The organism is Limnothrix sp. HT2024, from assembly GCF_059138625.1.
Map to the genome: position 1 here is coordinate 1,317,820 of NZ_CM181121.1, position 13,574 is coordinate 1,331,393.

General features: G+C 52.8%; 12 protein-coding genes. 4 read left to right on the top strand and 8 right to left on the bottom strand.

Annotated features, from left to right (window positions below):
• Positions 1-40: 40 nt before the first annotated feature.
• The 7 genes from AC2IAX_RS05295 to AC2IAX_RS05325 all read right to left on the bottom strand — a co-directional run bounded on the left by AC2IAX_RS05295 (position 41) and on the right by AC2IAX_RS05325 (position 7,557).
• A complete protein-coding gene (locus AC2IAX_RS05295) occupies positions 41-394 on the bottom strand; it encodes a XisI protein (protein ID WP_494389651.1) in 354 nt (117 codons plus the stop codon).
• Positions 382-798: an element excision factor XisH family protein gene (locus tag AC2IAX_RS05300; RefSeq protein ID WP_494389652.1), complete on the bottom strand. Its 417-nt coding sequence runs from the start codon at positions 796-798 to the stop codon at positions 382-384. The genes AC2IAX_RS05295 and AC2IAX_RS05300 overlap by 13 nt, the downstream gene beginning before the upstream one ends.
• Positions 799-970: 172 nt before the next feature.
• The gene (locus AC2IAX_RS05305; RefSeq protein WP_494389653.1) at positions 971-1,312 is read right to left on the bottom strand and encodes a hypothetical protein; all 342 of its coding nucleotides are present in this window, start codon (positions 1,310-1,312) and stop codon (positions 971-973) included.
• A gap of 258 nt (positions 1,313-1,570) precedes the next feature.
• On the bottom strand, positions 1,571-3,502 hold the full coding sequence (gene mnmG / locus AC2IAX_RS05310) for a tRNA uridine-5-carboxymethylaminomethyl(34) synthesis enzyme MnmG (RefSeq protein ID WP_494389654.1): 1,932 nt from the start codon (positions 3,500-3,502) through the stop codon (positions 1,571-1,573).
• Between the two features lie 163 nt (positions 3,503-3,665).
• Entirely contained in the window at positions 3,666-4,547 is an 882-nt protein-coding gene (locus AC2IAX_RS05315) for a CPBP family intramembrane glutamic endopeptidase (RefSeq protein ID WP_494390287.1), read from the bottom strand.
• Positions 4,548-5,311: 764 nt separating this feature from the next.
• Positions 5,312-6,274: a glycosyltransferase family 2 protein gene (locus AC2IAX_RS05320; protein ID WP_494389655.1), complete on the bottom strand. Its 963-nt coding sequence runs from the start codon at positions 6,272-6,274 to the stop codon at positions 5,312-5,314.
• A gap of 326 nt (positions 6,275-6,600) precedes the next feature.
• Positions 6,601-7,557, bottom strand: coding sequence for an RNA polymerase sigma factor, RpoD/SigA family (locus AC2IAX_RS05325; protein WP_393014011.1), 957 nt, complete (start codon positions 7,555-7,557; stop codon positions 6,601-6,603).
• A gap of 477 nt (positions 7,558-8,034) precedes the next feature.
• Here AC2IAX_RS05325 and glgA point away from each other — a divergent pair, with 477 nt between their 5' ends.
• The 4 genes from glgA to AC2IAX_RS05345 all read left to right on the top strand — a co-directional run bounded on the left by glgA (position 8,035) and on the right by AC2IAX_RS05345 (position 12,158).
• A complete protein-coding gene (glgA, locus tag AC2IAX_RS05330) occupies positions 8,035-9,486 on the top strand; it encodes a glycogen synthase GlgA (protein WP_494389656.1) in 1,452 nt (483 codons plus the stop codon).
• Between the two features lie 335 nt (positions 9,487-9,821).
• A complete protein-coding gene (locus tag AC2IAX_RS05335) occupies positions 9,822-10,058 on the top strand; it encodes a photosystem II protein, Psb35-related (protein ID WP_494389657.1) in 237 nt (78 codons plus the stop codon).
• A gap of 276 nt (positions 10,059-10,334) precedes the next feature.
• Positions 10,335-11,339 carry a hypothetical protein gene (locus AC2IAX_RS05340; RefSeq protein ID WP_494389658.1) on the top strand — a complete coding sequence of 335 codons (1,005 nt, stop codon included), beginning with the start codon at positions 10,335-10,337 and terminating at the stop codon, positions 11,337-11,339.
• 117 nt (positions 11,340-11,456) lie between these two features.
• Positions 11,457-12,158, top strand: coding sequence for a diacylglycerol/polyprenol kinase family protein (locus AC2IAX_RS05345; protein ID WP_494389659.1), 702 nt, complete (start codon positions 11,457-11,459; stop codon positions 12,156-12,158).
• Between the two features lie 46 nt (positions 12,159-12,204).
• On the opposite strand, the gene AC2IAX_RS05350 is transcribed toward AC2IAX_RS05345, so the two are convergent.
• The gene (locus AC2IAX_RS05350) at positions 12,205-12,465 is read right to left on the bottom strand and encodes a Mo-dependent nitrogenase C-terminal domain-containing protein (RefSeq protein WP_099532533.1); all 261 of its coding nucleotides are present in this window, start codon (positions 12,463-12,465) and stop codon (positions 12,205-12,207) included.
• Positions 12,466-13,574 lie beyond the last annotated feature (1,109 nt).

The window sequence follows — 13,574 nt, forward strand, 5'->3', positions numbered from 1 at the left end:
GACTGAGATGAAAGTCAATCGCGAAGATCGCTGAGATAAGTTATGGCAACGAGTTGGCGACAGCAAAACCCGTCAGTTCTCGGATTTTGGGTTCATGAAATGCCAAAACAATATCTGTTTTGGGTACGCCTGCTCGCATGAGGTCGGTGGCGATTCCTTCTTCTGTCCAGTCCTCTTCAATCCAAAATTTCCCCTCTCGAATACGTACATAGACGGTTGGGCCATTGACGCGATCACCCTTTTGCCAACCTAAATTCATCCAGAGATAGTGATGATTAACATCATCAGCAATCAAGAAAGTCTCTAAGCTGTCATTGTTTTTCTGGCGACAAAGTTCAACGTAATTCGCCAAAATTTCCTTAATCAGCTTGGAGTATTCAACTAATTTATCCACTGTGTAATTTCCTCCATTTCAAGATCAACAATAATCATGGATAGCGGATGTTTTTTGATAATGAGCTGGGCAATATCTTGAATAAAAAAGGATCTATAAGACACTTCGCTAACGGCAATATATAGTTTTCGCTCTGGTGCTGTTTCTTCTAAAAGATAACGATAAATATCGTATTGGCCAAGGGCTTCTTTCAGATCTTGAATTTTGGATTGACCAATAAAGCTTTTAACTTCTACAACCAGCTTCTGATCGGCTCGCTCGGCTGCGATCGGGCGTTCAGCCCCAAGATCTGCATAGAGAACCGTCTTTTGGTACTGGATGATATACGGATCATCCGTGATCAGCCAGCCGTCTTTAATGAGTGCGCGCTTCACTGCATGGTGAATAATATCTAGTTTAGGCACTGCCAATTCTCAATGTTGACTTTTTAAGTTGAGTAGTAGCGCGGCAAACTCAAAATATTGAGCTGTCAAAGCTTACAAGCTTGGCGAATCTGACTCAGAAATTGGCAGACCCGATGAATTAAGGCAACCGCGCTACTACTACTTTCCACCCTACAGGCTGCTAGTCATGAAGTTATTCTTTGATGCCAAATCGGGCATACAACATTTTTTTAAGAGCGTCACTACCTCGTGCCACAAACTCATCTTCAGTTTCGGCTGGAGATGGTAATCCAATTCGGTCACTCAAATCCGAGATAAATTGATCGTCATGGATAAAGTTAGTTACCTTCTCCACAAATTCTTGTTTTTTTGCTAGGTTTTCCTTGTCTTCGTCACTACTTGGCACTGGAGACAATGAAGCACTCACTGCTAGGTTCATGGCACTTTCAACAGTCGATACCAGTGAGTCTGCGGATGGTAAGGCTGTTGCAGATGAGTTTTTAAGCTCTTGCATGAATTCTTTGAACGTCTTCATACTTAACCTTGTCCTTTGGATTGACTTTTCCAGTTTCGATAAAATGCACGCAGTAGCAACCCAAGCTCTTTCACGATCGCATCAATGATTTTGCGCTTGGTTGATTCGTCTAACTGATTCCAAAAACTTTGAATCCATGATGCAATTTTTTGTATCCAATCGACTATCATGAATCAGCCCTACTAGTCATCAGCAGTAGTCAGTAGGTTGGGTTGCGTTCCTCAACCCAACATCAGCCTTTTAAGTTTACTCTGATCGCTAAGCCGTGATCGTGGCGACTGGTTGTCGATCGCGCAGTTCCAGGTAGATCAGCAGCGCATTGATATCCGCCGGGTTCACGCCGCCGATTCGGGAGGCTTGGCCCACCGTTAGGGGCCGCACCTTCGCCAGCTTTTCGCGCGATTCCTTCGAGAGAGTTTCGATCGCCTGGTAATCCAAATTTTCCGGTAGGCGGCGATTTTCTTGGCGGGCGATCGCCTCGATTTGTCGCTGTTGGCGTTGGATGTAACCGGAATATTTGATTTCGATTTCCGCCCCTTCAGTTTCCGCGCGATCGAGGTCGGGATTTCCTAGCCCAAACTCCGCCAATTGTTCGTAGTGGAATCCCGGCCGCTTCAGCAGTTCCGCCAGGGTCACGGAGCCTTTGATCGGGCCGCCCGTCGCCGCCACGATCGCCGGAGCTGCTGGGTCGTTTTCCTTGACCCGCGAAGTTTGCAGCCGTTCCTGTTCGGCGGCAATATTCGCCTGCTTGGTTTGGAAGAGATCCCAGCGGCGATCGTCAATCAAGCCAATTTCGCGACCCAAGGGCGTTAACCGGCGATCAGCATTGTCCGATCGCAACAACAGCCGATATTCCGATCGCGAGGTGAGCATTCGATAGGGTTCGCGCAATTCCTTCGTGCACAAATCATCAAGCAACGTGCCAATATAGCTGCTTTCACGCGGCAAAATAATCGGCAGTTTTTGTTGGGCCAACCGAGCTGCGTTGATGCCTGCGACCAATCCTTGGGCTGCCGCTTCTTCGTAACCCGTAGTGCCATTAATTTGCCCCGCACAGAACAGTCCTTCCACAGTTTTGGTCATCATCGTGGGATAGCACTGGGTGGCGGGCAAATAGTCATATTCCACCGCGTAGGCCGGGCGCAACATCGTGCAGTTTTCTAGGCCCGGGAGCGATCGCAACATGGCAATTTGCAAGCGTTCCGGCAAGCCCGTTGAAAAGCCTTGAATGTAGAGTTCAGGAATTTCGCGTCCTTCCGGTTCAATGAAAATTTGGTGCGATTCCTTGTCGGCAAATCGCACGATTTTGTCTTCAATGCTGGGGCAATAGCGCGGCCCTTTGGCATCAACCCAGCCGCCATAGACCGGTGATAGATGTAGATTTTCCTGGATCAGGCGATGGGTTTCGGCGGTGGTGCGAGTGAGATAGCAATTCATCTGATCCCGCTCAATGTGCGCCGCTGGGTCGAAGCTAAACCAACGGTTGTCAGGGTCGGGCGGTTGGGGTTCCATTTTGCTGAAGTCCACCGATCGCCGATCGACCCGGGCCGGCGTGCCGGTTTTCAGGCGATCGGTCTCGAAACCCAGCCGCTTCAGGGTGTCCGTCAGCCCCACGGCGGCGAATTCCCCGGCGCGACCGGCGGGCATCGATTTGTTACCGACCCAGATGATCCCGCCCAAAAACGTACCGGTGGTCAACACGACCGATCGACAGCGAAACGCCACGCCAAAGTAGGTTTCTACGCCGATGATCTCGTCGTTGTTGCCCAAAATCAGATCTGTGACCATCCCTTCGCGGATCGTCAGGTTCGGCTGATTTTCCACAATCAGCTTCATTTCTGCCGCATATTCGCGCTTGTCCGTTTGGGCCCGCAACGCCCAGACCGCCGGCCCGCGCGACGCATTCAACACCCGCTTTTGCAGATAAGTGCGATCGGCGATTTTGCCAATTTCGCCGCCCAGGGCATCGGCCTCATGGACAAGCTGCGACTTGGCCGGGCCGCCCACGGCCGGGTTGCAGGGCTGCCAGGCGATTTTGTCCAAATTCAGGGTGATCAGCAGGGTTTTGCAGCCGAGTCGGGCCGCCGCCAAGGCCGCCTCGCAGCCCGCATGGCCGGCTCCCACGACAATCACATCAAAGTCGTCTTGGAAATCGGGTTGGACGGGGCGATCGACAGCAGCAACAGTCATGGGAAATTTGGGGCGCAAATCAAGGCGTACAGGAATTTTGACACATCTGGCCGAGGTCTTGGATTCGCCATGGGGCTGATCAGAGGATCATTCAGGAGATCAGATGGTGATCAAATCTTGATGAGATTTCCAGGCGCTTTCCCAAGGATTTTCTAAGCAATTTTTAGTGGATGGGGGGCATGGATTGCCGGTGCGATCGCCAGCGCAACAGCCCGAACACGATCGCCATGAAGGCCAACCCCGACACGCTGGCCAAGGGGTTGCCACCAATGCCCGTGAGCCAAGCGGGCACGGTCGGGCTGTAGTGTCCCATGCCGCTGAGGCTCAGAACAGTAATGGTGCAAACCCAACCGCCATGCATCCCGATCGACCAACCCAAACTGCCCGGTTGGGCCCGCCCCAAGGCCCGCGCCTGCACCATGGTCATTCCCAGCAGCCACAGGCCCGGCCATTGGGGCCAGGTGGCCAGAACAGCATCTAAAGGTTTCAGAAAATGCAGGGTCGCAAAAATCGCGCTCGTCCAAACGGCCGCTTGCTTTTGGGGCATGGAGTGGCGAAATTCTGCCAAAAACCAACCTCGAAAAAACAGTTCCTCGAGGAATGCAATCCCCACGCCGTTGAGGATGCCATTCAGCCAAATGGTTAACCAAGACTGATTGGGCGGCATTTCCCACCAAAACCAACCCAACAGGTAATAAAGACCATGGAGCAGGGCAAAACTCCCGATCGCGATCGTCACGCCCATCGCCACATCCTGCACCATGCCCCGGTTCCAAGACCAACCATAGGCAGAGAGGGGCCGTTGCTGACCGCGCACCCGTCGCCCCCACAGCCATAGGGTGGTCAGGATTGCCAAATATAAAGTCAACACCGCCATCAGATTGGTGAGGTTGTGGCTCCAACCCAGGGACAGCACCAGTGGCCAGCAGGTGAGGGCCGCCACCGGCAACCACAACACCAACAACACACCGATGAAGCTAGCGATCCGCAAGGGCAGGGGATAGGCAGCGAGTTTGGGGGCTTGGGCCAAGAGGCGATCGAACATGAGCACTACGGTTTCTCCGTCGTGGCGGGACTAACACATTCAGCAGCCCAGCGCACCAAGGCGGTGCGAGCGGCTGAAGCGGAGGGCGGCGGTTCCAATTGGTCAGTTTAGAGCTAACTCAGAACTAACTGAGAGCCAAATCAGGGTCAACTCAGGGTTCATCAACAGGTCAATTTAGACCTAAAGAAGATGCCCGAGAAGTCACTTGGGGGATTGGCAAAGCGCTAGTAGTCCCGGTTTCAAGGAGCTTCAGCCCCCGGTCTGCGTCGATCGAGGAGATCCACAGGGTAGCAGTTTTGGTTTTTCAGACTTCCTCCTAGCCAGGGCGAGGCCAAGACGACCTCACCGGATTTGACGGAGATCGATCATGTGGCAGTTTGCTCGATTTCTCACGCCACCAATCAGTAAAATTAGGTAGTTTCTTTGTGATCTGGACTGATCAAACAAAATCTAATAATGCTTAAGTGGCCTATCTGTAGCATGATCATCTGGATCGCCAGAAAGTCAACTTCAACGGAGCTACTATTCATTTTCAGAATATAGAAATCAATCAAGCATATAAAAAATCGAAGAATAAAAGAAAAAATAAAATAGAACCAGAACAAATTGAATGCTCCGGTTCTATTAAAGATGAAAGTACAGAACTCGATTGACAGCTAGCTGTGAACCGCTTTTAGCAGGCTCTGAAATTGGGGCTGAAATGGAGTGACCCCAATCAAGAACAATGCAATGGTATGAAAGCCTAGGCAGCAACGTTGAAAAGATTAAGCACTGACCGGGTTCAACACCTTGCGAGGTCGGTACTGTTCTCCTTTCAGTTGATTGCGCAGTTGATTCAATAGGCTATAGAACGTGGGCAATTGTCCAGCGATCAAGAAAACAGCTTTTTGGGGAGTCGATAGGTAGTAATAAACCAACTCCTTAACCTGCTGTTGCATTCGCCAATCACCGCTCATAATTGCCTTGCTCATCATGGTTTTGCCCAGCTCCATGAAGATTGATTGGCTGATTTGATAATGGTCGCGGTGTTTCAGAAAGACTCGAAACTTGGCGGTTAAGCGCTGTTCATTGGCATGGGCAGTGCGGGAGTAGCTGGCAGGATTGCTACACCGATACAGGCTTGAAGGCACTGGATCATAGGCCCAGGTTTGGCCATGAATGACTCGCAACACTAGTTCTAAATCTTCCGCACCGGATGCTTTTTCGTCAAACCCGCCAACGGCTTGTAGGTGCGATCGACGAGCGGCTAAACTCGACAGTTCTAAGATGCCATGCTTGCGATAAAGCTGAAAATAGGTGGCGTGATCCAGTTGTCCAGTTGGCTCTGAAAATGGCCCTGTATCGGACATGGAAACTACCCGATCGGTACTGATGGAATAGTGTTCGGCGGCGGCTAAATAAAGCACATCTTCCGAGTTTTCAACTAGGCTTTGAATGCGCTCCAAGTGGTTTGGTTTCCACCAATCATCGGCATCTAAAAAGGCAACCCAATCGCCAGTGGCGGCAGCAATGCCTGCGTTTCTGGCTCCTCCGGGGCCCAGATTGGGTGTGCGCAAAATTTTAGTAGGTACTGGGCTGCGATGCAGGTACTCGATCGAGCGATCGGTAGAACCATCGTCAACCACAATGACTTCACTAGCTGGAATGGTTTGTTCGGCAATGCTTTGCAGAGCTTGATCAATCCATTGTTCGGCGTTATAACAGGGGATAACAACTGAGAATTTCATGAAGAATCACCAAATGAAGACGTAGAAGAACATTTGGTTAAGTACCGCTTGATCCCAATCATAGGTTTTGAGACCTTTTTCGCCTAGTCTCTTCATCAACACTTCATAATGTCGATTTAATCTATGAAGAACACATGAAGTCTTCATGAAATCTTCATGCTGCTTCCGGGTTCAACCCCCATGAAAAGAGGCCCCGAGGGAGTCGATCGCCCTGCTCCCTTGAAGCCAAAAAACACGCTGGATCAATCAGATCCAGCGTGCAGGGGTTATATGAATGGTCGCCTAAGAAACAGACTTAAGATCAGTGACAGACGAACCCAGGCTAATTAACTGGCCAGGTATTCACGGATATCCGCCTTATGCTTGCGGAGCTTGGTGAGGGCTTCGCGCTCGATTTGGCGGACACGCTCACGGCTAATTTGCAGGCGATCGCCAATTTTGGCCAACGTGAGGGCTTGTCCGTCACTTAACCCAAAGCGAAGGGAAAGCACTTCCCGCTGTTGGGGGGTCAAGTCGGCCATGATGGTTTCAATGTCGCCGCGCAGAGAAGACTGGGTGGCAAATTCCTCCGGGGAGGGCCCTTCGTCTTCGAGCAGCTCGCCGAGTTCCGTATCTTGGTTGTCGCCCACTCGCAAATCCAACGACAGGGGCTGGCGGGCCCGTTCCAGGTAATCCCGAATTTGCTTGGGAGAGAGGCCAATTTCGTCGCCCAACTCGGCAATGGTGGCGCTGCGGCCCAGTTGTTGCGACAGAGTGCGCTGGGCTTTTTTGATTTTGTTCAGTTTCTCGGTGATGTGGATTGGGAGGCGGATGGTGCGCCCCTTTTCCGCGATCGCCCGAGTGATGGCCTGACGAATCCACCAATAGGCATAGGTACTAAACCGATAGCCCTTGGTGGGGTCAAACTTCTCAACGCCGCGCTGCATCCCGATCGTGCCTTCCTGGATCAGATCCAGAAGGTCTACATTTCGCTTGATGTATTTCTTGGCAACGGACACCACGAGGCGCAAGTTAGCTTCCACCATCTTGCGTTTGGCGCGATCGCCCTCGCGAATGGCGGCTTTCAGCTCATCTAGGCTCAAACCGGTGGCCGCTGCCCATTCCGCCAGGCCGGGTTCATAGCCCAGGCGCATGGTCAGCTTGTCTTTTTCCTCTTGCAGAACGTTGAGGCGTTGTACCTGCTTGCCCAAGACGATTTCTTGCTCGTGGGTGAGCAGGGGAACGCGACCAATTTCACGAAGGTAGGCGCGAACGAGATCCGTAGCTGTGGGGTCTTTTTTCATGGCAGTTCGGCTCCGCGAACGACCGCTGGGCAACTGAGGAAACTCTATAGTAACGAATTTTGAAGTCGTTTTGCGGTTTTGACGGCAAATTAGTAAAGAAATATCAAAACTCGAAATCATTGCGTTCTCTAATTTTAGGATACCCACCTTTGGCGAGGTGGTCTGCATCTTGAATCACAAAATCCTCAGTTGCCCGCTATTGCGCGGCTGGCCAGGGTTTGACAAAACCAGGACAATCAGGGAAACCAGCGGCTGAGATCGGGCAAAAATGCGCTGATTTTCGCAATAAGCAGGATGGATGGGCGCACAAAACCCGTTTTGCAAAATTCGTAACTGTCCGATGGGGCCCCATGGGCCGACCGGCTTCAGGGGATCGGTGGGGATCGGCAGCAATAAGCACTCCCAAAACACCGAACCGCTGGTAAAACAGTTACAGCCCTGCATAGCATCTGATCTCTATATAGAAGCGATCGCCCCATGAGAATCCTGTTTGTTTCCGCTGAAGTAGCTCCCCTGGCCAAGGTGGGTGGCATGGGCGATGTGGTTGGTGCGTTGCCCAAGGTGTTGCGGGCCATGGGCCACGATGTGCGGATCTTTATGCCGTTCTATGGCTTCATCGCTGACAAGTTAGTGGACGCGCCCAAGGAGCCAATCTGGTGGAGCGATGCCATGTTTCAGCGGTTTGCCGTCTATGAAACAACTTTGCCGGGAACCGATGTTCCCCTATACCTAATGGGGCATCCGGCGTTTTGGCCGCGGCGTATCTATTCTGGGGATGACGAGGATTGGCGGTTTACCCTGTTTGCCAATGCTGCCTCGGAATTCGCTTGGAACTATTGGAAACCTCAGATTATTCATTGCCATGATTGGCATACGGGCATGATTCCGGTTTGGATGCACCAATCGCCGGACATCTCGACGGTCTTTACGATTCACAACCTGGCTTACCAGGGGCCTTGGCGCTGGAAATTGGAGCAAATGACCTGGTGTCCTTGGTATATGCAGGGCCACAACACCTTGGCGGCGGCGGTGCAATATGCCGATCGGGTCACCACGGTGTCACCCACCTATGCCCACCAAATCCAAACCCCCACCTATGGCGAGCAGTTGGAGGGGTTGATGTCTTGGATTAGCGGCAAGCTGTCGGGAATTGTGAATGGGATTGATACGGAGGTTTACGACCCAGCGACCGATCGCGCTTTGGTCAAACCGTTCACGGCCGAGACGATCGAGAATCGCCGCTTGAACAAGGTGGCCCTGCAAGAGGAAATGGGTCTAGAGATCAACGCCAGCACGTTCCTGGTGGGGATGGTGTCGCGGTTGGTGGAACAAAAAGGGGTGGATCTGATCATGCAGACGATCGATCGCTTCTTGGCCTACACCGATTCGCAGTTTGTGCTGCTGGGAACGGGCGATCGCTACTATGAAACCCAGATGTGGGAACTGGCGGCTCGCCATCCTGGCCGCGTTTCAGTCTTTCTGCTATACAACGATGCCCTTTCCCGCCGGATTTATGCCGGGTGCGATGCGTTCCTGATGCCGTCACGGTTTGAACCTTGCGGAATCAGTCAAATGCTAGCCATGCGCTATGGTTGCATCCCGATCGTGCGGCGGACAGGCGGCCTGGTGGACACGGTGCAACATAACGATCCCGTGGGCCAAGCGGGCACGGGCTATTGTTTCGATCGCTATGAGCCGCTGGATCTGTTTACCTGCATGGTGCGGGCTTCGGAGGCCTTCCGGTTCAAGGCGGAATGGCTCAAGTTGCAGCAGCGGGCCATGGGCCAAGATTTCAGTTGGGAAAAATCCGCGATCGAATACGTGAAGCTTTACGGCAACCTGCTGGGAATTCCAGACTCGGAACTGGGGATTCTAACGCCCGTGGCGGAGCCGGCAGCCCACGATCGCCTAGAAGCAGCCTTGTCCTAGGGGCTAATTTCGTTTTCCAGTCTTGCAACGTTCTTTAACAATTTGAGCCAGATTCTCAGAATCGAGGCTTCTGTTCCTCAGCGATCGGTCATGGCCGATCGCTTTTTGATGGGCTGCATTCGGGGGTTCGGGGTGAAAAACCGGATGGTTGAAAGAACCAAGCCGGTAGACATCATCCACAGAAACCCTTGAATTGTCTAAATTTGGCGGTTTTGGGAAGGGCAAAGCACCCCTGGGAAAACCGGATTGGGCGATCGCCTTGACAGATTGTAAATATCTTGTTACATTTATTTACATAAGGCAACGAAACGTTGCGATCACCCCGAGAGGTTGTCATGGTTTTACTCATCGCACTGTTCGCGATCGGCTGGCTCGCAGCCGTCGTCCTCGGAACCCAAGCCTATTTCCTGGGCGAGCAGACCAAACCGATCCACTCGCGCAACTGGAATTCCCAAGAATTTGAAACCCTGGCCGAAGCGATCACGGGTTCCTCGATCGACTACGGTAAGCGCCGCCCCGCCTATGCCTACGCCATGGATGCGTACACCAGCAAGCAGGTGACCCAACAGTAAGGGCCCCAGCAGAGGTTTTGAACCGTCAAAACCCTGAGCTGAATTTCAACCGCGTTAATCGTCTCATTTCTTTTCTCCTCTCTCGACGGCCTCAGTTTTTGGACTGAGCCGTCGTTTTGCTATTTGCAATCTTGGGGCGATCAGGATCTGCCCTGGAGGAATTACCGGTCATAGTTCATCGCTGATTTCAGCCATTGCAAGCCATCCCGCAAGTTTTGTAGAGTCATGGGGATTGATCCATAACCTTCTCAATCTCTCTGAAATCCTGTAGCTGCCATGGCTTCTCATTCACTGTGGGTAGACTCGTTAGGTTCTGTGTGGTCTCGATCTCGATATCTAGCCCTCAGCAGAGTCACCGCATTAACCCTGGCGATCGCCCTGGGGGGTGGCTTGGCGGCCTGCGGCGGTTCCGCCAACAATGCCAACAGCCCGACGAACAATGGCACCGTCAGCCAAAGGGCCGCTGCGCCCGTGGTGGCGGGTAACTATCCCGTGCAACAGGCCAGCTACAACAACAGCACCGGGGAATATACCCTCATGTTGCTGAATGCGCCGCCGGGTATGAGTCCCTACCGAGTCAGCAACTTGCAAATGGCTCAGATTCCGGAAGCGGAAGCCAAAGCGGGCAAAACCAGCTATCTGGCCGTCAGCAGCCCCACGAGTTCTCCGGTGTTGCATCTGTTGCCGACTTTCAAGATTGAAATGTTGAGCGGTGAACCGACCCAAGTGCAACAGGCGGGAGTGCAACCCACCTACTGGCAACCGATGCAGCGCGGTGGGGAGTTGGAAATTGACCTGGATTTCTATCAGCCCTACTATTACGTGCCGCCGCCCTATCGATCGGGATCGGTACTGACGGGATTTGGGGGCTATGGCGGAACCTATGAGCAGGCCGCCGGGCAATATCAACAGCGCTACAACACTCCTCCAGCGCCTGTGCAAAATCGCAACTTCCGCACCACCCAGAATTTGCGACCTTCGCCAGCAAACAGCCCAACCCGCAGCCCTAGCCCCAGCCCCACTTCCCGATCGAGTGGCTTTGGCTCCAACACCAGTGGTTCATCTCCGGCCGCAACGCCCAGCGCAGCCCCTGACTCCACCACAACCGCCACACCGTCCAGCGCCACTCGTTCCCCAAGCCGTGATCGCAGCCGATCGACCGGGGCCGGCTTTGGTAGCAGCACCTTTCGATCGTCCGGTTCTTCCTCGCGGGAGCGATCGCGTAGCTCGGGATCTTCCAGTCGGCGCAGTGGTTTTGGCAGTAGTGGCCGTCGCCGCTAATTGGATGGTGAACGAAGCTGACCGGGCGGCCGCCAAATTGGTAGCCCCCAGTCTGGGAACTCGGGAGCGCCGCAATCCAGGCTAGAGTGGATCGGGTTCGGCTGCGTTGCAACTCCCATGTCTTTCCTTGATCCTCACCTCAACCTCACACCCTCTTTGCTGGGGTCGATCGCCCTAGTGGCCGCTTGGTTGGGAGCCACCATCTTCACCGCCGAATGGCTCTATCGCCGCCAAGTTGCGGGGCCCGAAGTGGGGCGCAAAGTGGTTCATATCAGCACCGGCCATGTGTTGCTCTTGGCCTGGTGGTTGCAAATTCCTGCCTGGGTGGGGATCACGGCTTCTCTGTTGGCCGCCTTGGGGGCCTGGTTGTCCTATCACCTGCCCCTGCTTCCCAGCGTGAACGGCGTGGGTCGCCGGAGTTTGGGCACGCTGTTTTATGCCGTCAGCATTGGTCTTGTCATTGCCCTTTGCTGGCCAGCCGATCGCCCCCAATACGCAGCGCTGGGCATTTTGGTGATGGCCTGGGGTGATGGGTTGGCGGCCTTGGTGGGGCAGCGGTTTGGCCGCCATCCATATCAATTGGGCGGCATCACCAAAAGTTGGGAAGGCAGTGCCACCATGGCCATCGTTAGTTTTCTGGTGGCCGCCAGTATTTTGTTTAGTACCCAAGGGTTCAGTTGGCCGGCTGGGGCGATCGCCCTGGGAATTGCCGGGGTGGCAGCGGGGTTGGAAGCCTTCTCCAAGTGGGGAATCGACAACCTCACCGTGCCCATTGCGAGCAGCGTGATGGCCCTGTTGGGCGATCGGCTATGGCTGTGATTGTTGGTTAGTTGGTGAGCTGGTTAGTTGGTTAGCCCAGCGTTGTTTAACCCAAAGCCAGCAGATCCATGCCGCATTGGTCAACCAAATAGCAAGTGGCGCGGAATCGCAGGCCCATCAACTGTTCATAGAGCGGATTCAGCTTGCACAGGGGCGGAATCCGAAACAACAAGCGCCCAAACAACTTTACGTCCCGAGCGAAGGGGCATTGGCTGGGGATGAGGCGATAGATCAAAAGGGCCATTTCCCGATCGCGGATTTCAATGCGATCGATGCTGTCACGAAGGAATTGGAGAAGTTGGAACATCTGGGAAGTTGAAGAAAGCTAACAAATGACGCTGAAGCGTCGTGATTGCAGAGGAGGCACACCGAGTTTGGATGCCGCGGCTACCGACCAAAATTGATCAATGGGGATAGCCGTTTTGGAAAAAGCGTTCAAGTCAGGTTGAGCAATGCTTCAGAGACTCAGGTGATGTCTCAACAGGTACAGCGGACAAGCTGCAAACCAAGATCCTGTTTGACTGGGCACAAAAACAACCGATTTGTTGCGAAAACCGATGAGGCTTTGGGGTAATTTCGCTTCGTGCGATCGAGATTTGACGTGAGAGCAGGCCATACTTCAAGGCTCATTGCAAGATACACTCCCCTTGCCTCGATTTCAGCTTAAAAAGTCTAAGCCAGACCCAGTTAAAGAAACGTATAAAATTTGCCGTTTTTGCGTAAAGACTTGGTGAAGTGGGGGTCTAAAAGCGTGACTTTGGGGGGGTTGCCTTGGAACTTGTTAAGGGCAACTTCATATTAGCATTATTTCTGAAATATTTCGTAACAGTCTCTGCCATGGCTCAAACGACCATCGGCCGCCCGATCGGGGCTGAGCCGCCAATTCAGGGGATCACATCGTAGGAGCAGCCCCCCGATCGATCATGGCCAAACTCGCAATATTCGACCGCTCATGACTGGCTCAACAGGTGTACTTGGGCAAATCAGCACTAAACTCTGGGGGAATTACTGCCAAATTGCCGCTTCATTGAGCGCGAACTTGTGCCAAATTTTTAACCGGTTTTGATAACTCAAACTCGATATGAATTTTAGTGATGAATGATGATTGTGACTTTGGACGATGCATGACCGTCGCCGACCGTGCCGCTGAGTTAGGGCAATGGGGAATGGCTGCAAGTGATTGCAGTGATGATCGGCAGCGACGATCGGGAATCAGCGCCAGTCCAGGGCCCAGAAATGCTGTCGGGAACTGCTTAAAAATTAGGGTTATTGAGAATGAAAATAAGCAATCTTGGATCAAGTCATTGCATATTTCGATGAACGATCGGTGATTATAACGACCCTTTCAATTGACGAACGGGGTGAATTGTCATTAGATAGATTTCATTACAACTCTTAACAAACCTAAGGGCGAGC